12 protein-coding genes are annotated in these 23,723 nt (G+C 68.0%); 10 read left to right on the top strand and 2 right to left on the bottom strand.

Annotation, left to right across the window (positions count from 1 at the left end; genetic code table 11):
* Positions 1–34: 34 nt before the first annotated feature.
* From C8J44_RS10715 to mdoH, 10 genes are all read left to right on the top strand, one after another.
* The gene (locus C8J44_RS10715) at positions 35–2,209 is read left to right on the top strand and encodes a glycoside hydrolase family 2 protein (RefSeq protein ID WP_121904453.1); all 2,175 of its coding nucleotides are present in this window, start codon (positions 35–37) and stop codon (positions 2,207–2,209) included.
* Entirely contained in the window at positions 2,206–4,494 is a 2,289-nt protein-coding gene (locus C8J44_RS10710) for a beta-N-acetylhexosaminidase (protein WP_121904452.1), read from the top strand. Before C8J44_RS10715 ends, C8J44_RS10710 begins: the two co-directional genes overlap by 4 nt.
* Complete coding sequence (locus C8J44_RS10705; protein WP_121904451.1) at positions 4,494–7,106, top strand: glycosyl hydrolase 2 galactose-binding domain-containing protein; 2,613 nt, start codon at positions 4,494–4,496, stop codon at positions 7,104–7,106. Before C8J44_RS10710 ends, C8J44_RS10705 begins: the two co-directional genes overlap by 1 nt.
* Positions 7,107–7,225: 119 nt before the next feature.
* Positions 7,226–9,793 carry a glycoside hydrolase family 3 C-terminal domain-containing protein gene (locus tag C8J44_RS10700; protein WP_310886163.1) on the top strand — a complete coding sequence of 856 codons (2,568 nt, stop codon included), beginning with the start codon at positions 7,226–7,228 and terminating at the stop codon, positions 9,791–9,793.
* Positions 9,790–11,223, top strand: a complete 1,434-nt coding sequence (locus C8J44_RS10695) for a glycoside hydrolase family 125 protein (RefSeq protein ID WP_121904449.1) — start codon at positions 9,790–9,792, stop codon at positions 11,221–11,223. The genes C8J44_RS10700 and C8J44_RS10695 overlap by 4 nt, the downstream gene beginning before the upstream one ends.
* The gene (locus C8J44_RS10690) at positions 11,220–13,529 is read left to right on the top strand and encodes a GH92 family glycosyl hydrolase (protein WP_121904448.1); all 2,310 of its coding nucleotides are present in this window, start codon (positions 11,220–11,222) and stop codon (positions 13,527–13,529) included. The genes C8J44_RS10695 and C8J44_RS10690 overlap by 4 nt, the downstream gene beginning before the upstream one ends.
* Complete coding sequence (locus tag C8J44_RS10685; RefSeq protein ID WP_121904447.1) at positions 13,526–15,517, top strand: alpha-L-fucosidase; 1,992 nt, start codon at positions 13,526–13,528, stop codon at positions 15,515–15,517. The genes C8J44_RS10690 and C8J44_RS10685 overlap by 4 nt, the downstream gene beginning before the upstream one ends.
* 322 nt (positions 15,518–15,839) lie before the next feature.
* Positions 15,840–17,234, top strand: a complete 1,395-nt coding sequence (locus tag C8J44_RS10680) for an FAD/NAD(P)-binding protein (RefSeq protein ID WP_121904707.1) — start codon at positions 15,840–15,842, stop codon at positions 17,232–17,234.
* A gap of 128 nt (positions 17,235–17,362) precedes the next feature.
* Positions 17,363–18,859: a glucan biosynthesis protein gene (locus C8J44_RS10675; protein ID WP_121904446.1), complete on the top strand. Its 1,497-nt coding sequence runs from the start codon at positions 17,363–17,365 to the stop codon at positions 18,857–18,859.
* A complete protein-coding gene (gene mdoH, locus C8J44_RS10670) occupies positions 18,859–20,679 on the top strand; it encodes a glucans biosynthesis glucosyltransferase MdoH (protein WP_259466801.1) in 1,821 nt (606 codons plus the stop codon). Before C8J44_RS10675 ends, mdoH begins: the two co-directional genes overlap by 1 nt.
* Before the next feature lie 92 nt (positions 20,680–20,771).
* Here mdoH and C8J44_RS10665 read toward each other — a convergent pair whose 3' ends face one another.
* Positions 20,772–22,271 (bottom strand): DHA2 family efflux MFS transporter permease subunit, encoded by a 1,500-nt coding sequence (locus C8J44_RS10665; protein WP_121904705.1) that lies wholly within the window; start codon positions 22,269–22,271, stop codon positions 20,772–20,774.
* Complete coding sequence (locus tag C8J44_RS10660; RefSeq protein ID WP_259466830.1) at positions 22,268–23,659, bottom strand: efflux transporter outer membrane subunit; 1,392 nt, start codon at positions 23,657–23,659, stop codon at positions 22,268–22,270. The genes C8J44_RS10665 and C8J44_RS10660 overlap by 4 nt, the downstream gene beginning before the upstream one ends.
* Positions 23,660–23,723 lie beyond the last annotated feature (64 nt).

Raw genomic sequence — 23,723 nt, 5'->3', positions numbered from 1 at the left:
CCACCCCCGTCCAAAGGGGGCACGATATCGCCGCATGACATCGGAATGGATCAAGGCAGTGCGCAAGCGGATGGGGCATCTCGGTGTCCTGTCCGCGTTTCTCGTTCCGATGGGTCTGGCGACGCCGGCCGCGGCCGAGCGGATCGATCTGGATGCGGGGTGGACGTTCTGGCTGGCAAAGGACGCGCCGGCCGATCCGGCGTGGCTGAAGTCCGATCCCGCGAAAGTCGAAAGCGTCAGCGTCCCGCATAGCTGGCCGCTGTCGCGCGGGGCGAATGCCGAAGGCGTCGGCTGGTACGCGCGGACCTTGGTCGTGCCCGAGGCGATCGTCGGCAAGCATCTCGAACTGCATTTCGACGCGGTGTTCTACGCGGCGCGGGTCTGGGTGAACGGAACGCTCGTCGGCACCCACGAAGGCGGTCATACCGCGTTCGATCTCGATGTTTCGAAGGTGCTGCAACCCGGCGCGAACCGGATCGTCGTCGCGGCCGACGACCGGCCGGGGTTCGTGACGATTCCGGGCTATGCGATGCGCCTCGCTGGCTCTGGGAACGTCTGGTACGACTGGTGGCACAGCGGCGGGATCACGCGCGACGTGTCGCTGCGGATCGCCGAGGGCGGGCTGATCCGCCGCCAGCGGATCCGCCAGGTCCTGAAAGCCGACAGCGCGACCGTGACGAGCGGTGTCGCGATCGAGAATGTCGATGCCACGCCGCACACCTATTCCCTGACGTCCGTCGCGATCGATCCCGATGGCCGCGAGGTCGCGCGCGGTGAAAAAAGCGTGACGGTGGCCGCGTCTGCCGCCGCGACGCCCGACGCTGCGCTGACGATCGCGAAGCCGCAACTGTGGCAGATCGGTGCGGGCAAGCTGTACCGGATCGTCGCCGAACTGCGCGACGAGAAGGGCGTGGTGCTCGACCGGCGCGAGGACACCGTCGGTCTGCGCACGCTCGCGCTGCGTGACCGGAAACTCTACGTCAACGGTGTCGCGGTGCGGCTGACCGGGGTGACGCGGCACGAGGATTCGCCGTGGGAAGGCGCCGCCGAAACGCGCGGCACGATCCTCCACGACATGCGCGATCTGAACGCATTGCACGTCACGCTGACTCGGCCGGTGCATTACCCGCAGCCGCAGAGCGTGTTCGATGCCGCCGACCGCGCGGGGATGCTCCTCGTTCCCGAAATCCCGATCTGGCAGATGACCGCGGCGCAGCTGGGCGATCCCCGGCTGCTGGTACGTGCCAAGGCGATGATGGCCGAGATGATCGCCGAGAGCGGCAACCATCCGAGCGTGCTCGCGTGGAGCGTAATGAACGAGAGCGAGGCCGCGACGCCGCAGGGGTTGGCGTTCGTGAAGGCGATGAAGGCGCATATCAACGCGATCGATCCCGGCCGGTTCGTGACGTTTGCGGATTCGCAGATCGCGGAGCGTGCCGTACGCGTGCCCGCCCTGGTCGAGGCGGATTTCGTGATGGCCAACGCCTATTTCGGGACCTGGAGCGGCGGCGCGGACAAAGTCGGCCCTTGGCTCGACGCGTTCGACAAGGCGTATCCCGACCGGATGCTGGTGATCTCCGAATTTGGCTGGCCGGGGCCGTTCTCGCACGATTCCGCGAGCGCGGACGTCGCGCGCACCGAAAACCTGAAGGACCAGCTCGCGGCGTTCGCGACGCGGCCCTGGGTCGGTGGCGCGATCTTCTGGAGCTATGCGGACTATCGCTCGAACAAGAACCTCTTCGCGGGGCTTGCGGACGGGTATGTCGATCACGGCCTTGTCGATGCGGATCGCCAGCGCCGCCCGAGCTATTTCGCGTGGGAAGCCGCCAATCGCGACGTCTCCGCGAAGGTCGACCTGACGATGGCGGGCGAGACGCCGACCGGCTTCACCGCTACCGTGATGGGCGCTGCGAAGGCTGCGTTGCCGTCCTATCCGCTGATCGGCGCGCGGCTGCACTGGCGCGCGATCGGCGGCGATCGCGTCGTGCTCGGCGAAGGCGAACAGGCGCTTCCGGTCATCGCGCCGGGCGGCACCGCGACGGTGTCCGCGGCCTGGACCGGTCGTCTTACGCCCGTCACGGTGACCGTCGATATCCTCACCGCGGAGGGTGCGCGCGCAGGCGGCGTTGTCCGCGAGTACGAACCGTTCAAGGCCGGCTCCGCCGTCTATCCACCCGATCCAGCGCAATTGCCGAAGGACCCTAAATGATCCGTTTCCGCCCTCTGGTGCTCGCGCTGCTGATGTCCTCGACCGCGGCGGTGGCCGAAGGGCCGAAGCTGATCCCGATGCCTGCCTCGATCGAGACTCATGCCGGCACGTTGACGATCGGCGAAGGTGCCGGAATCGTCGCTGGCGACGCAGGCGCGAAGACCGCGGCCAAACTGCTCGTGCAACAGGTCAAGGTCGTGCGCGGGCTCTCGCTCGCGAGCGACGCCAGCACGGGGCCGATCCGCTTCGTGCGCGACGCGAGCGTGGCGGGTGACGAGGCCTACACGCTGACCGTCGATGCGAAGGGCGTGACGATCGCGGCGAGCGGCGATGCGGGCCTCGTCCACGGCGCGATGACGCTGGCGCAGTTGCTCAGCCCCGATGCGGCGGTCGGCAAGCCGGTGACGCTGGCGGCGATGACGATCCGCGATGCGCCGCGCTTCAAGTGGCGCGGGCTGATGATCGATCCGGCGCGGCATTTCGTGCCGATGCCGACGTTGTACGCAATGGTCGATCAGCTCGCCGCGCAGAAGATGAACGTGCTGCATCTCCACCTGACCGACGATCAGGGCTGGCGCGTCGAGATCAAGCGCTATCCCGACCTGACCCGGATCGGCGCGTGGCGGACGCCGCCGTCTGCGGGCGGTGCGCCGGGCGAGAAGGTCGGCGGGTTCTACACGCAGGCCGAGCTGAAGGCGCTGGTCGCCTATGCGCAGGAGCGCGCGATCACGATCATGCCGGAGATCGATCTGCCCGGCCATGCGCAGGCGGCGGTCGCATCGTATCCGGCCGAAGTCGGCGTGCTCGGCGATCGGCCTGCGGTCGGTCACGACTGGGGCGTGAACCCGTGGCTGTTCAGCCCGGAGGATCGCAGCATGACCTTCATCAAGCACGTGCTCGACGAATTGATGGACGTGTTCCCGTCGCAGTTCATCCATCTCGGCGGCGACGAGGCGGTCAAGGACCAGTGGGAGCGGTCGCCCGCGGTGCAGGCGAAGATGAAGGCGCTCGGGCTGAAGACCGAGATGCAGATGCAGAGCTGGATGATCGACGAGCTCGGCGAGTATCTGGCGAAGCACGGCCGCCGCCTGATCGGCTGGGACGAGATCCTCGAGGGTGGCTTGCCGCCATCGGCCTCGGTGATGTCGTGGCGTGGCGAGAAGGGGGCCGTCGATGCGGCGAACCAGGGGCATGACGTCGTGCTGAGCCCGGCGCCGATAATGTATCTCGACAGCCTGCAGAGCAATCGCAGCGACGAGCCGCCAGGCCGCATCGCGAACGGCGATGCGATCGTGCCGCTCGCCCGGCTTTATGCGTACGAGCCCGAGCCGGCGGGGGTGGCGCCCGACAAAATGAAGTATGTGCTGGGCGCGCAGATCAACGCGTGGAGCGAGTATCTCGTGACACCCGAGCAGGTCGAACACGCGGTCTTCCCGCGGCTGTCGGCGCTGGCCGAGCGGACCTGGTCGCCGAAGTCCGCGCGTAATTTCGATGACTTCGTGGCGCGGCTCGAGCCGCAGATGGGTCGCTATGCCCGCGCTGGTATCGCCGCGGCGGACAGCGCGTTCGCGGTCGACTTCGCGGTTCAGGGCACGCGCGGCGATGCGCTGCGCCGCGGCAAGGTGCCCGTGACGCTCGCGACGCAGACGGGCTACGGCACGATCCGCTACACGCTCGATGGCAAGGCACCGACCGCGCGATCGAAGGCCTATGCCACGCCGTTGTCGCTCAAGCCCGGGACCACTGTCCGCGCGGCGGCCTTCACCAGCGACGGTCGTCCGACCGCGGAACCGCGGCTGTTCGAGACGAGCCGGGTCGCGCTATTGCGTCGGTCGAGTTCGGAGCTGGTCGCGTGTCCCGATGGCGCGATCGGGCTGCGCGTGCCGCTGACGTCGGAGGCGACGGGGAATACGCCGGTATTCAACGTCAACATCTTCGACACGTGCACGATGTACCCAGCCGCACCGCTGGATGTGGCGCGGAGCTTCACCGTCGATGTCGCGCGGTTGCCGCGGCATTACGGGCTGGCGCATGACGAGAAGGCGCTGCGGCGGCATTATGCGGTGACGACGTACGGCGAGCTCGTGGTGCGCACCGGCGGGTGCACGGGCACGATCGCGGCGACCTTCCCGCTGCCGAACCCGGCGACGAGCCCGAACCGCATGAGCTTCCGCGGCACGCTGCCCGAGGGGAAGGGCGACGCGGACATCTGCCTGTTGTTCACGGCGTCGATGGAGTCGCCGTTCTACGCGGTCGAATCGATGCAGCTGTCGGAGAAGAAGTGATGCGGCGCACGGCTCTTCTGCTGCTCGCCGCGATCGCTGCGACGCCCGCCTGGGCGGCACCGCGCACGAGCGTCGTGCTCGACAAGGGCTGGTCGATGCGGATCGATCCAGCCGATACCGCTGCGGCCAAGGCGCATCCGAAGGCGGCCCGCTGGCTGCGCGCGACCGTGCCGGGCAGCGCACAGACCGACCTGATGGCGGCGAAGATCGTCCCCGATCCGTACAAGGGCCTGAACGAAGCGAAGATCCAATGGGTGGGTCTGGCCGACTGGCAATATCACACCGTCGTGAGCGCGACGCCCGAACTGCTGGCGCGCGATCATATCGATCTGGTGTTCGACGGGCTCGACACCTTCGCCGAGGTGCGGCTGAACGGGACCAAGCTGCTGGCGGCGGACAATGCGCATCGGCGCTGGCGCGTGCCGGTCAAGGCGGTGCTGAAGCCGGGGGCGAACGAGTTGCTCGTCACTTTTCGATCGCCGATCCGCACGTTGCAGCCGATGGTGCTGAAGGCGAAGAACCCGCTGCCCGGCGAATATGATTCGATCTACGGCGACGAGCCGATGGGCAAGCAGACCTCGCCCTATATCCGCAAGCCGAAATACCAATACGGCTGGGACTGGGGCCCGCGGATCGTCACGCAGGGGATCTGGCGCCCGGCGCGGATCGAGGCGTGGGACGACGCGCGGATCGAGGCGTTTCGGGTTACGCAGGAAGGGCTGACCAAGTCCGAAGCGCGGTTGTCCGCCGAACTCGACGTGGTGGCTGGCCAGGAGCGCCCGGTTACCGTGCAGGTCGCGGTAACAGGGCCCGATGGTCGCGTGACGCAGGCGTCGCGGACCGTCACCGTCGCGGCGGGCGCGAGCCATGTCGCGGTGCCGGTGAGCGTCGCCAATCCGCAACGCTGGTTCCCCGCGGGCTATGGCGCGCAACCGCTTTACACCGTGAAGGCGACGCTGACCGACGGAACCGCGACGATCGACACCGCGCAGCGCCGCACCGGCCTGCGCACGGTCGAGCTGCGGCGCGACAAGGATGCGACGGGGCGCGGGTTCGCGTTCGTCGTCAACGGCATTCCGGTGTTCGCCAAGGGCGCGAACCTGATCCCGTTCGACATGTTTCCCGCGCGCGTGCCCGAGAGCCAGATTCGCACCGTCATGGCCGGCGCGCGCGATGCCAACATGAACATGATCCGCGTGTGGGGCGGCGGCTATTATCTCGACGACGCGTTCTACGACCTCGCCGACCAGATGGGCTTGATGGTGTGGCAGGACTTCATGTTCGGCGGCGCCGTCACGCCCCCCGACCGCGACTTCCGCGAGACCGTCCGCATCGAGGCGGAGGAACAGGTCGACCGGCTCCAGGCGCATCCCTCGATCGTGCTGTGGTCGGGCAACAACGAAGTGCTCAGCGGCTGGGCGAACTGGTCCGACCGGATCGCCTTCAAGAAGGCGGTCGGCGCGGACGAGCAGGAGCGGATCGGCGTGGGCATGGCGGTCATCTTCGACCGCGTGCTGCGCGATGCCGCCGAACGCCGCGATCCCGACGCGGTCTACTGGCCGGGTTCGCCGAGTAACAATTACGAGGACAAGCCCGACATCGATGGCGATGGCGACCGGCATTACTGGGACGTGTGGGGCGGCAAGAAACCGGTCGAGGCGTATCTCGACAGCTGCCCGCGGTTCATGTCCGAATACGGCCTGCAGTCGATGCCCGAGATGAAGACGATCCGGACGTTCGCGACCGACGCCGACTTCTCGCCGACCTCGCCGGTGATGAAGGCGCACCAGAAGTTCCTCAAGGGCGAGGGCAACGACCGGCTGCTGTTCTACATCCGCGAGAAATACCGCGAGCCGCGCGACTTCGCCGAGTTCGTGTATCTGAGCCAGGTGATGCAGGCCGAGGGGATCGAACTCGCCGCGCTGCACCATCGTGCATGCCGGCCGGTGACGATGGGGTCGCTGTTCTGGCAGATCAACGACGTCTGGCCGGGCGCGTCATGGGCCAGCATCGATTATTACGGCCGCTGGAAGGCGCTGCAATTCCGCGCTCGGCATTTCTACGCTCCGCTGGCGATCGCCGCCGAGCGCAAGGACGGGTCGACCAAGGTGAGCCTGATCTCCGACGCGATGGTGCCGACCGAGGCGAAGTGGCGCGTGCGGACGCTCGACGTCGACGGCAAGGTCGTCGCGACGCGCGAGGAGGCTGCGACATTGGCGCCTCTGTCCGCAACGGCGGTTGCCACTTTGTCGGATGCTGCGCTGTTCGCGGGTGGCGATCCGGCGCGGACGATCGCGGTGGCGGAGTTGCTTGTGGGTGACCGCGTAACGTCGCGCGTGCTGGTGTCGGCGGCGCCCAAGACGATGACGCTCCCCGATCCCGGACTTGCCGCGACGTGGGACGGCGATCGACTGACGCTGACCGCCACCAAGTTGGCGCGCGCGGTCTGGATCGATTTCGGGAAGGTCGAGGCGACGCCATCGGACAATGCGTTCGATCTGTTGCCGGGGGAGAGTGTTACGGTGACTGTTGCTTCGAAGGCGTCGGCTGCGGCGCTGCGGCGTGCCTTGTCGGTCCGGACTCTGGCCGGTGTCGCGGCGGTGAAGTCGTGATGCGCGATTACGCTACCACCGCGCCGTCAGCCCAGCGGAAGCTGGGATCCAGAGTTACGGACGCCGCCGCCCGTGGCTCTGGATCCTGGGTCGAGCCCAGGATGACGGGGGGGGGGAGGGTGCGCCTTTCGACCAGGTTTGCCCGGCTCGCCTTCGTGCCCGGCCTGTTGCTCGCGTCGTCGGCGCTCGCGCAGACGGTCGATCCGGCGGTGCGAAGCATGACGCTCGACGAGAAGGCGGCGCAGTTGCAGAGCGTCGCGCCGGCAATCCCGCGGTTGAAGCTGCCCGCGTACGATTACTGGAACGAAGGGCTGCACGGGCTCGCGCGCAACGGCGTGGCGACGGTGTTTCCGCAGGCGATCGGCCTCGCCGCGACGTGGGACGAGGCGCTGCTCAGGCGCGTCGGCGATGTGGTTTCCACCGAGGCCCGCGCCAAGTCCAACGCGCTGCCGGCGGGGGACCGCGAACGCTATCAGGGGCTGACGATCTGGTCGCCCAACATCAACATCTTCCGCGATCCGCGCTGGGGTCGTGGGCAGGAGACCTATGGCGAGGACCCGTATCTGACGGGCAGGCTCGGCGTCGCGTTCATCGGCGGGTTGCAGGGGCCCGACCTCGCGCACCCGAAGGTGATCGCCACGCCGAAGCACCTCGCCGCGCATAGCGGCCCCGAGGCGGGGCGCGACGGGTTCGATGTCGATATCTCGCCGCACGACCGCGAGGCGACGTTCCTCCCGGCGTTCCGGCTTGCGCTGACCGAGGGCAAGGCGCTGTCGACGATGTGCGCGTACAACGCGATCCACGGCGTGCCGGTGTGTGCGTCGGAGCCGTTGCTGACCGAGACCGTGCGGAAGCAATGGGGCTTCAAGGGGCTGATCGTGTCCGACTGCGATGCGGTCGGGAATATCTCGAACTACCATTATTATCGGCCCGATACTGCGAGCGGATCGGCGGCGGCGATTTCCGCTGGCATGGATTTCAACTGCGGTAAGACCTACGCGGCGCTCGGCGACGCGGTGCGCCGCGGACTGGTGCCCGAGGCGACGCTCGACACGAGCCTGACGCGTACGTTCGCGGTGCGGCGGATGCTCGGCGGCGCGTTCGGGACGACGAGCCCGTGGGACCGGATCAAGCCGACCGAGTTCGACACGCCTGCGCACCGCGCGCTGGCGCTCGAGGCGGCGCGGAAGGCGATGGTGTTGGTCCAGAACAACGGTGTGCTACCGCTGAAGCCGTCGGCGAAGATCGCGGTGATCGGGCCGAATGCGGACAGCGTCGACGTGCTGGAGGCGAACTATCACGGCACCGCCGCGGCGCCGATCACGCCGTTGGCGGCGCTCCGGACGTCATTTGCGGGCGTGCGGTACGCACAAGGGTCGAGCATCGCCGAGGGCGTGCCCGTGCCGGTGCCCGATACCGCGCTGTCCTTGCGCGGCGAGTATTTCCGGGCGACTAATTTCACCGGGACGTCGGTGGTACGCGCCGACCGGCTGATCGACTTCGACTGGGACCGCACCGCGCCTGCGCCGGGGATCGATCCGGCCGCGTTCTCGGTGCGCTGGACCGGCACGATCACCGCGCCGGCTGCCGGCGACTATGTGTTCCGGCTCGACGTGCCGCGCTGTTTCGACTGCAAGGGGCATGATCCCGCGCGGTTGTGGATCGACGACAAGCCGGTCGCCGACGACGATGGCAGCGGCAAGAACGTCGAGGCACCGGTGACGCTCACCGCTGGCCGCCACACTATCCACGTCGAACTGGCGCATAGCGGTGAGGATCAGGGGCTGCGGCTGACCTGGACCGCGCCGGCCGATGCGCAGGTCGCGGAAGCGGTTGCGGCCGCCAAGGATGCCGATGCGATCGTCGCGTTCGTCGGGCTGTCGCCCGCGGTCGAGGGCGAGGCGTTGCAGATCGAGGTGGCCGGGTTCTCGGGCGGCGATCGGACCGATATCGGGCTCCCGGCCGCGCAGGTGAAGTTGCTCGAAGCGGCCGAGGCGACCGGCAAGCCGCTGGTGGTCGTGCTGATGACCGGCAGCGCGGTCGCGATGACCTGGGCGAAGGCGCATGCCGACGCGATCCTGGTCGGCTGGTATCCGGGGCAGGCTGGCGGGCAGGCGATCGCCGATACGCTGGTTGGCAAGAGCAATCCGGGCGGGCGACTGCCGGTGACGTTCTACGCGAAGACGCGCGATCTGCCCGCTTTCATCGACTACAACATGCGCGAGCGGACCTATCGCTACTTCACCGGCACGCCGCTGTGGGGCTTTGGGCACGGGCTTAGCTATACGCAGTTCGCTTATGCCGCGCCGAAGCTCGCGCGCACCACGATTACGGCGGGGGAGAGCGTCTCGGTCGAGGTGCCGGTGCGCAATACCGGCAAGGTCGCCGGCGACGAGGTTGTGCAGGCGTATCTCGTGCCGCCCGAGCCGACGGTAAAGCCGCGTTTCAACGATCCCGTCCTCCAGCGCCAGCTCGTCGGGTTCAGGCGCCAGACAGTGAAGCCCGGGCAGACGGCACGCGTGGCATTTACGATCGATCCTCGCGGCATGAGCAGCGTCGATGCGGCGGGAACGCGCCGCTTCGTACCGGGCGAATATCGGCTGCATATCGGCGGCGGCCAGCCCGGCGACGGGCCCGGTGTCGATACCGTCTTCACCGTGACGGGAACGCAGGATTTGCCGAAATGATCGATCGCCGTTCGCTGATTGCCGGTGCTGCGGCACTGGGGCTCGCGGGACCGCTGCGGGCAGCCGCACCGCCGTTCGTCAGCAAGCGCCCGAAGCTTGGCGATCGTCGCTACACCAGCCGCGCGGTCGAGGCCGAGATTGCGCGCGTATCGGCGAAGATCGCCGATCCCGAACTCGCCTGGATGTTCGGCAATTGCTATCCGAACACGCTCGACACGACGGTGTTCATGGGCGCGGTCGACGGCAAGCCCGACGCGTTCGTGATCACCGGCGATATCGACTGCATGTGGCTGCGCGACAGCTCGGCGCAGGTCCATCCGTATCTGCCGCTGGCAAAGCGCGACCCGGCGTTGCGGACGCTGTTCCGCGGGCTGATCGCGCGGCAGGCGCGGTGCATCCTGATCGATCCGTACGCCAACGCGTTCATGCACGATCCGTCGGCGAAGACCAATCTGAGCTGGTCCCTGGGCGACGACACGGTGATGAAGCCGGGCGTCGGCGAGCGCAAATGGGAGGTGGATTCGCTCTGCTACCCGATGTGGATCGCACACGCCTATTGGCAGGCGACCGGCGATACCGTGCCGTTCGACGCGCTGTGGGCGGACGGTGCGCGCGCGTCGATCCGGACGTTCCGCGAGCAGCAGCGCAAGGACGGGCCGGGGCCGTATCGCTTCCGCCGGTCGTCGCCGATCGTCGGGGAAAGCATGGCGCTCGACGGCCATGGTCCGCCGTCGCGGCCTGTCGGACTGATCCATTGCGGGTTCCGGCCTTCGGACGATGCGTGCGTGCTCCCGTTCCTGATCCCGTCGAACATCTTCGCGGTTCGTGCGCTGCGCCAGTTGGCGGAACTCGCGACGCGCGCACGGCCCCATGCGGCGCTGGCGGCGGATGCGTCTGCGCTGGCGGACGAGGTCGAGGCGGCGTTGCGGCTGCATGGCATGACCAAGGGTGCGGACGGCCAGCCGGTCTGGGCCTATGAGGTAGACGGCTATGGCAACGCGGTCTTCATGGACGACGCCAATGTGCCGAGCCTGTCGGGGCTGGCGTATCTGGGGGCGGTAAAGGCCGACGATCCGCTCTGGCGGCGCACCGCGGCGCGCGCGTGGAGCAAGGACAACGCGTATTTCTTTACCGGCAAGGCAGCGGAGGGGATCGGCAGTCCGCATACCGGCTTGCGCGAGATCTGGCCGATGTCGATCGTGATGCACGCGCTGAACGCGCTCGAGACCGGTGACGACGCGACCGTCGCGCGATCGCTGGCCGGGCTCAAATCGACGCATGGCGGCACCGGGTTCATGCATGAATCCTTCAACCAGGACGACGGCGCGAAATTTACCCGCGCCTGGTTCGCCTGGGCCAACGGGCTGTTCGGTGAGCTGGTCGTCGACATCGCCGCCAAACGCCCCGCCCTTCTCGGAGTCCGCGCATGATCTCCCGCCGTATGCTCCTCGCCGGTAGCGGTGCGCTCGCGCTGACCGCGCGCACGACGTTTGCCGCCTCGCCGCGCACGACCACCGCGCCCGATCTGTTCGTTGGCACGGGCGGCCACGGCCATACCTATCCGGGCGCGACGCTGCCGTTCGGGATGGTGCAGCTCAGTCCCGATACCGATGTCGAGCGCTGGGATGCGTGCTCGGGCTATCACCGCACCGACACGTCGATCATCGGGTTCAGCCACACGCATCTGTCTGGCACCGGGATCGGCGACATGCTCGACGTGCTGGTGGTGCCGACGCGCGGTCCGGTCCAGCTGACCCCCGGCACGCTCGAAGATCCTGGTGCGGGCTATCGCCAGCGGTTTTCCGACGAACATGCGGAACCCGGTTACTACCGCGTGGCGCTGGAAACGGGTGTCCGCGCGGAGCTCACCGTCACCGAGCGGACCGGCATTCAGCGCCATGTCTTCCCGCGCGGCGCGGGGCATGTCCTGATCGATATGTCGCACCTGATCCTCGACGAGTCCGACCGGGGCGTGCTGATCGACGAGGCGTCGCTGGCGATCGACGACAGCGGTACGCTGACCGGCAGCCGCCGCGTGTTCCGCTGGGCCAAGGGGCGCCGCATCCACTTCGCGATGCAGGTATCGCGCAAGCCCGACCGCATCGTCTTCTACGGCGATGGCGACGTCGCGCAGGCGGACGGCGCACGCGGCGTCGCGGGCAAGCGGGTGAAGGCGGTGCTGCACTATGACGACGCCGGCGCCGCGCCGATCGTGATCCGCACCGGCATCTCCGGGGTCGACGTCGCCGGCGCGCGCGCGAACCTGGCCGCCGAGGCCCGGCACTGGGACTTCGACCGGTACCATGCGCAGGCCGCCAAGCGCTGGGCCCCGGCGCTCGCCGCGGTCACCGTCGAGGGCGGGACGCCCGCGCAGCGCACGATCATGGCGAGCGCGCTTTATCATGCGCAGCTTGCGCCGACGCTGTTCTCCGATGTCGACGGGCGGTATCTCGGCCTCGACAAAAAGGTGCACAGGCTGACCGGCAAGGATCGCGCGTACAGCACCTATTCGATGTGGGACACGTACCGCGCGCTGCATCCGCTGCTGACGTTGATCGAGCCCAAGCGGACCGCTGAGCTGGTCGGCGACCTGATCCGCCAGACGCAGCAGAGCCGCTATGGCCCGCCCGTCTGGCCGCTCCAGGGGATCGAGACCGGGTGCATGATTGGCTGGCATTCGGTGTCGGTGATGGCCGAGGCCCGCGCGAAGGGCGTGCGCGCCGACTATGCGGCGGCGTGGCCGAACGTGCGTCGGCGTTCGTTCGATTTCACGATGCCGGATCTCGACAACAGCCTCGGGATCGAACCCTATGATACGATCGGCTATGTTCCCGCCGACAAGGTGTTCGAGGGGGTCTCGCGTACGCTCGAATATGCGTATGACGATTACGCCTCGGCGCACCTGGCCGATGCAGCGGGAGCGACCGCCGATGCCGCACGACTGCGCAAGCGCAGCGGCAATTGGCGGAACGTGTTCGACAGCACGATCAACTTCGCACGACCCAAGCGCGAAGACGGGACATGGATCGAACCGTACGATCCCGTCGCGCTAGGCCATTCCGCCACGTGGCGTGACTATACCGAGAGCAATAGCTGGCAGGCGACGTTCCTCAACCAGCACGACGTCTATGGTCTGATCGCGGCGATGGGCGGCGATGCTAAGTTCGAGGCCAAGCTCGATGCGTTGTTCACCGCGTCGTCGATCCTGCCGAAGGACGCGCCGCCCGACATCAGCGGGCTGGTCGGGCAATATGCGCATGGCAACGAACCCAGCCATCACATCGCGTACATGTACGCGTATTGCGGCGCGGCGTGGAAGACGCAAGGCATGGTCCGGCGTCTGCTGACCGAGATGTACAAGGATGCGCCTGACGGCATCATCGGCAACGACGATTGCGGTCAGATGAGCGCGTGGTTCGTGCTGAGCGCACTCGGACTGTATCCGGTCGATCCGGTGAGCGCGAACTATGTGCTCGGCTCGCCGCTGTTCGACCGGGCCGAGATGCGCGTCGGCAACGGCAGGACGCTGGTCGTCGAGGCACGCGGCAATGCGCCCGACCGACCGTATGTCCAGTCGGTGACCTGGAACCGCAAGCCTTGGACGAAGAGCTGGATCACGCATGCCGATATCGTCCGCGGCGGGCGGCTCGTGTTCGAGATGGGCGACAAGCCTAACCGCAATTTTGGCCGCGCGCCTGCCGACCGGCCGCCAGCAACCACCGGAGTTTCGCGATGACGTTAGACCTGAACCGCCGCGCGTTGATCGCCGGTACGCTCGCTACTGCTGCGGCTGGCCGGGCCAGTGCGGCGGCCCCGGTCGGTGCGCCAGCCCCGTGGGGCGCGACGCCGAGCGTCCGCCAGCTCGCGTGGCACAAGCGCGAGCGCTACGGCTTCGTCCACTTCACGCTGAACACCTGGACCGACAAGGAATGGGGCTATGGCGACGAGGACCCCAAGCTCTTCAACCCGACTGCGTTCGATCCCGACCAGATCGTCGCGGCGGCGAAAAGCGCGGGGCTCACCGGCCTTGTCCTGACCGCCAAGCACCATGACGGCTTCTGCCTCTGGCCCACAAAGCTGACCGAGCATTGCATCCGCAACAGCCCGTACAAGGGCGGCAAGGGTGATATCGTCCGCGAAATGGGCGACGCGTGTCGGCGCGGCGGGATTTCCTACGGGCTGTATCTGTCGCCGTGGGATCGCAACCGCGCCGACTATGGGAAACCTTCGTACGTCGAGTATTTCCGCGCGCAGCTGACCGATCTTTGCACCAATTACGGCGATCTGTTCGAAGTGTGGTTCGACGGCGCGAACGGCGGCGACGGTTATTATGGCGGCGCGCGCGAGGCGCGGAAGATCGATGCGCCGAAATATTACAACTGGCCGTCGATCATCGCGCTCGTCCACAAATTGCAGCCGATGGCGTGCACCTTCGACCCGCTCGGTGCGGATATCCGTTGGGTCGGCAACGAGGACGGCCACGCGGGCGATCCGTGCTGGCCGACGATGCCGAACCATCCGTATGTCCAGTCGGAGGGCAATTCGGGCGTGCGCGGTGCGCCTTTATGGTGGCCGGCGGAGACCAACACGTCGATCCGTCCCGGCTGGTTCTATCATGCCGACGAGGACCTCCAGGTGAAGTCGCCGCAGCGGCTGATGCAGTTCCACGACGAGTCGGTCGGGCGCGGCACCAACATGATGCTCAACCTGCCGCCCGATCGCCGCGGGCTGATCGCGGAGCCCGATCTCGCGTCGCTGAAGTCGTTCGGCGATGCGTTGCGCGCGAGCTTCAAGACCGATCTGGCCAAGGGCGCGGTGGCGAGCGGCCCATCGCGCGGGAGCCGGTTCGCGCCGGCCAATGTGCTCGACGGCAATCGCGAGACGTATTGGAGTACGCCCGATGCGGTGAAGACGCCGTCGCTGGTGCTCGACCTGCCGCCGGGGCGCCGGTTCGACCTGATCCGGATCCGCGAGGCGCTCGACCTCGGCGTGCGCGTGACGAAGTTCGCGATCGACGTGGCGGATGCCAAGGGCGCGTGGCGCGAGGTTGCGGTGCACGAGTGCATCGGTGCGCAGCGGATCATCCGCCTGCCCGAGCCGGTGACCGCGCGGCGCGTGCGGCTGCGGATCGTCGAGGCGCCCGCGTGCCCGGCGATCACCGAACTCTCGCTGTTCCTGAGCGTCCCGCCGGTCGCGATCGCGGCATCGCAGGCGACGGGCAACAAGATCATCTCGAAGACCGGCTGGACGATCGTCAGCGCGATCCAGCACAGTCTGGCGATGAAGGCGGGCAAGCCGGATTTCGCGGGCGAGAAATCGCTGGCGGGTGTGGTGAAGCCCGGATTGCCCGGCGCGGAAGCGGTGCTCGACGACGACCTTGCCACCGTCTGGACGACGCCGGCGCCGACCCCGACGAGCATCGTGATGCTGATGATCGACATGGGCAAGGCGGAGCAGGTCGCTGGCTTCAGCCTGACGCCGACGCGGCAGGCGCTGCCCGACGCGGGCCCGCCGGGGCGCTACAGCGTCGAGACGAGCGAGGACGGCAAGACCTGGACGCCGGCGGACGCGGGCGAGTTCGGCAACATCGCCTACGCCCGGGCGACGCAGCGCATCACCTTCGCGAAGGCCCGGCAGGCGCGATACCTGATGCTGGGGTTCACGACCGTCGCGACCGCGCAGCCGAAGATGGCGATCGCGGGCATCGGCGCGTTCCGGCCGTAAGACGGGGCGACTAAAAGATAGGCCCCACCCCGGCCGTCGCCGGGGTGGGCATACTCGATCGAGAGACACCTCCCGCCGTCACCCCGGACCTGTTCCGAGGTGACGGGGGACTGGGTAGTTTCGCCCCAACCCCGTCATCCTGACGAAAGTCAGGATCCAGAGCCACCAGCGTGTCGTACGTGAACCCGGATCCTGACTTTCGTCAGGATGGCGGAGTTTCGGGATGACGGCTTGCAGGGTGGTGGCCGTCCCATCGCCAGGGGCTGGGCTAGCCGGCTCCGATCGGGCATGGCCTCCCGCGACACTGTGGGTGAGCGTACAGATGGACGAGAAAGCAACTATCGCGCGGATAGCGGGCCCCGAGGATCATGTCGTCGTGGTCGGCGGCGGCTTTTCGGGCGCGTTGTTTGCGGTCAATCTGATGCGGCACGAAGGTCCGCGGGTCACGCTCATCGAGCGCCGCGACCGGCAACTCGCGCGCGGCGTCGCGTATAGCGCGGCGCATCCCGACCACCTGCTCAATGTCCGCGCCGGTAACATGAGCGCGCTCCCCGACGATCCCGATCACTTCGTCCGCTGGCTCGAGGCGCACGGCAAGGGCGGCCGCACGACCTTCGTCCCGCGCACGACCTATGGCGCGTATCTCCGCGAACTGCTCGACGCGGCGATCGCGGAATCGGACGGCCGCCTGGTGCATGTCGAGGGCGAGGTCTGCGCGATCGAGCCGGTGATCGGCGACGGCGTGACGCTCAAAATGGCCGACGGGCGGACGATCGCCGCCGATACCGCGGTGCTCGCGCTCGGCAATCTGCCGCCGCACACCCCGCCGGGCCTAAAGCCCGACGCACTGCCCCCGGGCGTGTATTGCGCCGATCCGTGGGCGGCCGACCTTGCCGAGGGACTGGGCGCGGATGACACGGTCGTGCTGGTCGGCACCGGGCTGACCGCGATCGACGCGGCGTTGCTGCTCGATGCGCAGGGGTTCGCGGGCCAGATTCTCGCCATGTCGCGTCGCGGTCTGTCGCCGCGCCGCCACGTCGACGGCGCGCCCGCGCATCGCGGCGTCGCCGACAAGCCGCAGGGCGGGCTGACCGATCTCGTCCGTCACATCCGCGCGCGCGCCGCGGAGGAAGGCTGGCGTTGCGCGGTCGACGAGCTTCGCCCGGTCACGCAGATGCTGTGGTCCGCCGCCTCGCAGGAGGTGCGCGGGCGGTTCCTGCGTCATCTCCGCCCCTATTGGGACGTGCACCGTCACCGCCTCGCGCCGCGTGTCGCCGAGCGCGTCGAGGCCCTCGTCGCCAGTGGCCAGCTGAAATTCGCGGCCGGCAAGATCGTCTCCGCCGACGCCGATGGTACCGGCGCGAAACTGACCTGGCGACCGCGCGGCACCACCGAACCCGTCGTCACGCACGCCGCGCGGATCGTTAATTGCACCGGTCCGCAGGGTGATCTGTTGCGCTCCGAAGAACCGCTCGTGAAGCACCTGCTCGCGACGGGCGCGATCAGGCCGGATCCGCTCCGGCTCGGTGTCGACGTCGACGCACAATCGCGCGCGATCCGCGCCGACGGCGTGCCCGACGATCGGATTCACTGCATCGGACCTATGACCCGCGGCGGGTTGTGGGAGGTCGTCGCGGTGCCCGATATCCGCGTCCAGAGCTGGGATCTCGCGCGGCGCCTGTCGAACGCGCAATGGGTCGGCGGCGAGGGGCTCTGAGCGCCTGATACCTTTGCTTGAGCCCCGGGGCGGGGCAGGCTGCGCCTCAACCACGGCCTGTCGACGCGCGCGCGCACCCGCTATATGTTACCGCGTCGCAACATGATGATTTTCAAGGGAGCCACGGCATGATCGGTCGACGCGAAGTGATGACCGCGCTGGGTCTGTTGGGGTTCGCCCCGCAGGCCGCCGCCGCGATGGCGCGTACCGCCACAGGCAAGACCGAGCCGTTCTCCTGGGAGGCGCTGCAGGCGCGCGCCGCGACGCTCGCCACCAAGCCGTACCAGGCCCCCGCCAAGGTCGCCGCCGCCGCGGCGATCGATTACGACAAGGTCGGCAGCATCCGCTTCCGCGCCGACAAGACGCTCGCCGGCGGCATCCGCCTGTTCCCGCTCGGCCGCTATGCGCCGATGCCGGTCGCGATCAACGTCGTCGAAGGGGGGCAAGCGCAGCGCATCGAGTTCTCGCGCGCGTTGTTCGAGGCCGAAGAAGGCCACGCCGCCGCGCTCGGCATCGCCGGGTTCCGCGCGATGGCGCCGGGCGGCACCAGCGACTGGATGGCGTTCCAGGGCGCCTCCTATTTCCGCACCGCCGGCGCGCAGGATCAATACGGCCTGTCCGCGCGCGGGCTCGCGATCAACACCGGGCTGCCCGGCCGTGAGGAATTCCCCGACTTCACCGAATTCTGGATCGAGCGCACCGGCAACGATGCCTACACGATCTACGCGCTGATGGATGGCGCGAGCGTCACCGGCGCGTACCGCATCCAGTCGCGGCACGTCGCTGGCGCGGGAGTCGAGCAGCAGGTCTCGTCCGTGCTCAACGTGCGCCGCGACATCGAACGGCTCGGCATCGCGCCTGCTACCAGCATGTTCTGGTACGGCGAAGGCAATCGCGCCGCAGCGGTCGACTGGCGTCCCGAGATCCACGATTCGGACGGTCTTGCGCTGCTCACCGGCGCTGGCGAGCGTATCTGGCGGCCGCTCAACAATCCGCCGCACGATACGCTGGACAGTTTCGCGGACCAGGCACCGAAGGGGTTCGGGCTGATCCAGCGCGACCGCAATTTCGATCATTATCAGGACGACGGCGCGTTCTACGATCGTCGCCCGAACCTGTGGGTCCAGCCGCAGGGCGATTGGGGCAAGGGTGCGGTGATGCTCTACGCGTTCCCGACCAACAGCGAAACGGTCGACAACGTCGTCTCGTTCTGGACCCCCGCCGCGCCCGCCAAGGCCGGGCAACGACTGCAATTCGATTATACCTTGTCCTGGAAATCAGCCGATCCGACCGCTGTCGCCACCACTGCGCATGTCGTCGATTGCTGGCAGGGCGTCGCGGGCAGGCCAGGCGCGGAGCCGGTCAAGGGTGCACGCAAACTGGTCGTGGATTTCGTTGGAACCGGTCTCGCCGGTCTCGATCGGCAGAGCGGGGTGACGGCGAAGATCGACGTCGTCCGTGGGAAGGTGCTCGCCAACGCGGCCTATCCGGTGGTCGGCCAGAAGAACCGCTGGCGCGTCACCGCCGACGTGGCCCCCGATGCGCAAGGACCCGCCGACGTCAGGCTGTTCCTCACGCGGGGCGGTCGTGCGCTCAGCGAAACCGTCCTTACGCCGATCTTCTGATGACCGTGCTTCCCGCCGTGATGCCCTCCATGATGCCGAGCGAAACGCCGATCGAGATGCTCCCGCAGCGTTTCGACGGGCCGCCGCCGCCCTGGTCCGCACCCGAGCCTGGGCCGGGGATGGTCGTGTCGTCGGACGACATGCTCGCGCGCCGGATCATCCTCGTGCTGATGACCGGGCTGCTCGCGACCGCGGCGTCGTCGGCGGTGCAGGAATCGCTGCTCGCGGATGGGCTGAGCTTCTGGGATGTGGCGTTGCTGGCGCTGTTCTTCCCGCTGTTTGCGTGGATTTCGTTCGGATTCATGAACGCCGCGATCGGCTTCGTGCTGTTGATGACCGGCGGCCATCCGGGGTTCGTCCCGACCCCGCGACAATCGGAACCACTCGAAGGGCGCACGGCGATCTTGATGCCGGTCCACAATGAGGACATCGATGCGGTGTTCGAGCGGATCGCCTGGATGGCGCGCGCTATCGCCGCCGGTGGCGTCGCCGACCGGTTCGACATCTTCATCCTGAGCGACTCGGGCGAAGCGGCGGAGGCGGCCGAGGTCGCGGCGTGGGAGCGCCTCGCGCCGACGCTCGACTGCGCGCTCTATTACCGTCGCCGGACCGTCAACGTCGGCCGCAAGCCGGGCAACGTCGCGGAATGGATCCGGCGGTTCGGCGGCGGTTACCGCTATATGCTGATGCTCGACGCGGACAGTTTGATGGGCGGCAACACGATCATCGGCATGGCGCAAGTGCTTGAACGGCGGCCCGCAGTAGCGCTGCTTCAGACCGTGCCGGCGGTGATCAACGGCGTTACCCTGTTCCAGCGCTGGATGCAGTTCGCCAGCCGTCTCTACGGCCCGATCTCGACCGCCGGTCTCGTCTGGTGGTCGGGTTCGGAGGCGACCTTCTGGGGGCATAACGCGCTGATCCGGATCGAGGCGTTCGCGTCGAGTTGCGGGCTACCGGACTTGCCAGGGCGCGCGCCGTTCGGGGGCGTCATCATGAGCCACGACATGGTCGAGGCAGCGTTGCTGCGGCGGCGCGGCTGGCGCGTACACATGCTGATGACCGAGGAGACGTTCGAGGAATATCCGCCGACGCTGATCGACGCGGCCGTGCGCGACCGGCGCTGGGCGCAGGGCAATATCCAGCATCTCAGCCTGCTGACGTCGTCGGGGTTCCACTGGGTCAGCCGGCTGCAACTGCTGATGGGCGCGTCGGCGTTCATCACGTCGCCGGTGTGGCTGCTGATGATCGCGACGAGCGTGGTGCAGGCGCTGATCGGCGAGCGCAACATCGTCGAGGCGCAGACCTCGCTTCAGGTGCTGTTCGTCACGCTGTTGCTGCTGTTCGGGCCGAAGCTGTTGAGCGTGATCTGGGCGTTCTCGAATGCGGAGCGTCGCGAGGGGTTCGGTGGGCGACGTGGGATCGTGCGGTCGGTGCTGGTCGATGTGCCGTTCTCGATGCTGTCCGCGCCGGTGATCGCGTTGACGCAGACGATCGATCTGGCGGGGATACTGATGGGCCGGAAGTCGGGCTGGGCGCCGCAGAACCGCGATGCGCATGAGTTGTCGCTGGCGGACGTTATGCCGCGGTATCGCTGGCATGTCGGGGTGGGCGTGGCGTTGTTGCTGGTGACGCCGTTCGCGCCGGTCACTGCGGCCTGGCTCGCGCCGGTGACTCTGGGGCTGTTGCTCAGTCCGTTTTTGACGATGCTGACGGCGAGCGAGAAGGCGGGGCGGTGGGCGCTGTCGCACGGCATGTTCGTCGAGCCGGGCGAGCATGTCTCGGTGCTCTCGCGGCCGTCGCTGCCGGCGCATTCTAACTAGCCTCCGTCATCCTGACGAAAGTCAGGATCCAGGGTAACTAAGCGTCACCCGTCTTGGCTCTGGATCCTGACTTTCGTCAGGATGACGGCGGGTTACGCCCGGTGCCCGCTCAACTCCGCGCCCGCATCCACCGCGAATCGGCGGTTCCAGATCGTCGCCGACGCGGACACCGCGGTCACCACCAGGAACGCCAGCGTGAAGTCCGCCAGTGCCGGCCTAGTCGCGCCGGTGCCGAGCATGCCGACATGCAGCGACGCCGCGCCGACGCAGATGCCGAGCGAGAGCATGAGCTGCTGGAACGTCGCGTAGAAGCTGGTCGCGCTGCTCATCCGCGACGACGGGATCTCGTCATACGCGATCGTGTTGTACGCCGAGAACTGGAACGACATGAAGAACCCCGAGATCATCAGCACGCCGAAGATCACCGGGATCGGCCAGTCGGGGCGAAACAGCCCGGCGACTGCGTAGCCCGAACTCGCGCAGAGTCCGCCGACGATCAGGCTGTTGCGGAACCCGAAGCGCCGGAGCACGCGCGGGGCGAGGCTCTTCATCATCAGCGAGCCGATCGCCCCGGCAATCGTGATCGCGCCGCTCGCCGCCGCGGTCATCCCGAAACCCAATTGGAGCATCATCGGCAGCAGGAACGGCTGCGCGCCTTGCGTGATGCGGGTCAGCGATCCGCCGATCACCGACAGGCGGAAGGTCGGGATCCGCATCAACGACAGGTCCAGGATCGGATCGCTGCGGTGCTTGGCATGGCGGATATAGAACCCGCCTGCGATCAGCCCGGCGACGATCAGCACGACCGCACGCGACAGTTCGCCGGTGCGGCTGGTCATCTCGAACCCGAACAACAGGCAGCCCAGCGACACGCCCGACAGGATGAAGCCAGGTATGTCGAAGCGCGCCGGCTTGTCCTCGCGCACCTCGCCGATGAAGCGTGTCACCAGGATTACGCCGAGCAGGCCGATCGGCACGTTGAGGTAGAAGATCCAGCGCCAGTCGAGATAGGTGACGATCGCGCCGCCGACCGGTGGCCCCAGGATCGGGCCGATCAATGCGGGCATAATGAGCCACGACATCGCCTGGACCATGTCCTCCTTGGCGACGCTGCGGAGCAGGACGAGGCGGCCGATCGGGATCATCATCGCGCCGCCGAGCCCTTGCAGGAAGCGGGCGGTCATCATGAAGGGCAGGCTGGTCGCCTGGCCGCACAGCATCGACCCGCCGACGAAAATGAGGATCGCCGCGCGGAAAATGGTTCGCGAGCCGAACCGGTCCGCGAGGCGTCCGCTGGCAGGAATGAAGATCGCGAGCGCCAGCAGGTACGACGTCAGTGCCGAACTCATGCTGGTCGCGGGGACGCCGAAATCGCGCGCCATCGTCGGTAGCGCGGTGGCGAGCACGGTCGAGTCCATCTGCTCCATGAACAGCGCGCAGGCGATGATCAGCGCGGTGACGCGGTAGTTGCTCGGCGTGTGCGGCAGCGCGTTTGGGTCCTTGGCGACGCGCGCGATGGTGTCGGCAGCTGGCATGATGCCGTCGCGGATCTCGCTGTTGATCGACGCCAGCCCACGGCGACGCAGCCTCATGCCTGCCACCCCCCGCCGAGCGCCTTAAAGACGTCGACTTGGCGATCGACCAGCAGCGCGTCCGATGCCGCGAGGTTCGCCTGCGCGGTGGTCAGCGCGGCCTGCGCGGTCAGCAGCGAGAGGAAGTCGGTGCGGCCGAACCGGTAGAGCGTGCCGGCCTGGTCCGCGGCGCGCGCGGCGCTGGATTGCGCGCGTCGGAGCGCTGCGTTGCGGTCGTCTTCGCGGGCATAGGCGGACAGTGCGGTCTCGGTCTGGCGGAGCGCCTCGAGTGTAGTCGAATCGAACTGCGCGAGCGCCTGGTCCGCGGTGGCGCCGGCCTGGGCGATCTGCGCGCGGATGACCGGGCGGTTGGGGAAGCTCCAGCTGATCAGCGGCCCAAGCCCGAGATGGAATGCGTTGGTCGAGCCGAGTGACGAGACGGGGCCGGTGAACCCGGCCGAGCCGCCGAGGCTGACCTGCGGATAGAGGTTGGCGGTCGCCACGCCGATCCGCGCAGTGGCGGCGGCGAGCGAGCGTTCTGCCTGGCGGATATCGGGGCGGCGCAGGATCAACGCGGTCCCGTCGCCGATCGGCAGTGGGCGGGTGAGCGCGGGTGGCTTCGCACAGGTCGCGACGTCCTTGGGATAGTCGGCGGGCGTGCGGCCCATCAGCGTCGCCAACCGGTACAGCGCGGCGGTGCGTGTCGCGACCTGCGACGGGATTAGCGCCTCGCTCTGGTCGACTGCGGTCCTCGCGCGCGTCACGTCGAACGCAGTGCCGCGGCCGCCGCGTTGCAGGCGCTGCGTCACGTTGAGCGTCTGGCGTTGTAGCGCGAGGATGCGGTTGTTCGCGGCCAGCACCGAGTTCGCGGTGCAGGCGGTGGCGTAGCTGCGCGCGGTCTCCGCGGCGACGGTCACGCGGACGTTGTCGCGCGCGGCGGCTACCGCTTCGGCATCGCCTTGGGCCGCCTCGATCGCGCGGCGGATGCGGCCCGACAGGTCGAGCGGATAGGCTAGCGTGATACCGAGGTTGTAGTCGAGCGTGCCGGGCAGGTTGCCGCCGGTCGTGTACGGGCGGTCGAGCGAGGTGCCGCCGCCGAGGACGGTCGACAGCGTGCGGCCAGCGGCGACTTCGGCGACGATTGCGTCGGCGCGGCGCAGGTTGGCGTCGGCGGCGCGGAGGTCGGTGTTGGCGGCGAGCGCTTCGGTGACGAACGCGTCGAGGCGGGCGTCGCCGTAGAGTTGCCACCAATGGTCGGGGAGCGGGGTGTCGACGAACGCCTTCTCGTGGCCGCTGTCGAATGCGCCCTGGGCGGAGGGGCGGTTGACGACTGCGGCTTCGGGGAGCGCGTAATTCGGGCCGGCGGTCGTGCACGCGGCGAGAGCGAGCGCGAGGATACTTGCGGCGATACCGCGGCGACCTGTGCGCCCTATTGGCCCCACACCGTCATCCTGACGAAAGTCAGGATCCAGA

The organism is Sphingomonas sp. PP-CE-3A-406 (assembly GCF_003688625.1).
Classification (GTDB): domain Bacteria; phylum Pseudomonadota; class Alphaproteobacteria; order Sphingomonadales; family Sphingomonadaceae; genus Sphingomonas.
Note: the sequence above shows the minus strand (reverse complement) of the source record. Positions and strands in the feature narration are given on the sequence as shown.

Coding starts and splice junctions, on each gene's coding strand:
- C8J44_RS10685 (WP_121904447.1), top strand. CDS start 13,526: ATGACGTTAGACCTGAACCGCCGCGCGTTGATCGCCGGTACGCTCGCT.
- C8J44_RS10690 (WP_121904448.1), top strand. CDS start 11,220: ATGATCTCCCGCCGTATGCTCCTCGCCGGTAGCGGTGCGCTCGCGCTG.
- C8J44_RS10665 (WP_121904705.1), bottom strand. CDS start 22,271: ATGAGGCTGCGTCGCCGTGGGCTGGCGTCGATCAACAGCGAGATCCGC.
- C8J44_RS10710 (WP_121904452.1), top strand. CDS start 2,206: ATGATCCGTTTCCGCCCTCTGGTGCTCGCGCTGCTGATGTCCTCGACC.
- C8J44_RS10675 (WP_121904446.1), top strand. CDS start 17,363: ATGATCGGTCGACGCGAAGTGATGACCGCGCTGGGTCTGTTGGGGTTC.
- C8J44_RS10715 (WP_121904453.1), top strand. CDS start 35: ATGACATCGGAATGGATCAAGGCAGTGCGCAAGCGGATGGGGCATCTC.
- C8J44_RS10705 (WP_121904451.1), top strand. CDS start 4,494: ATGCGGCGCACGGCTCTTCTGCTGCTCGCCGCGATCGCTGCGACGCCC.
- C8J44_RS10695 (WP_121904449.1), top strand. CDS start 9,790: ATGATCGATCGCCGTTCGCTGATTGCCGGTGCTGCGGCACTGGGGCTC.
- C8J44_RS10680 (WP_121904707.1), top strand. CDS start 15,840: ATGGACGAGAAAGCAACTATCGCGCGGATAGCGGGCCCCGAGGATCAT.
- mdoH (WP_259466801.1), top strand. CDS start 18,859: ATGACCGTGCTTCCCGCCGTGATGCCCTCCATGATGCCGAGCGAAACG.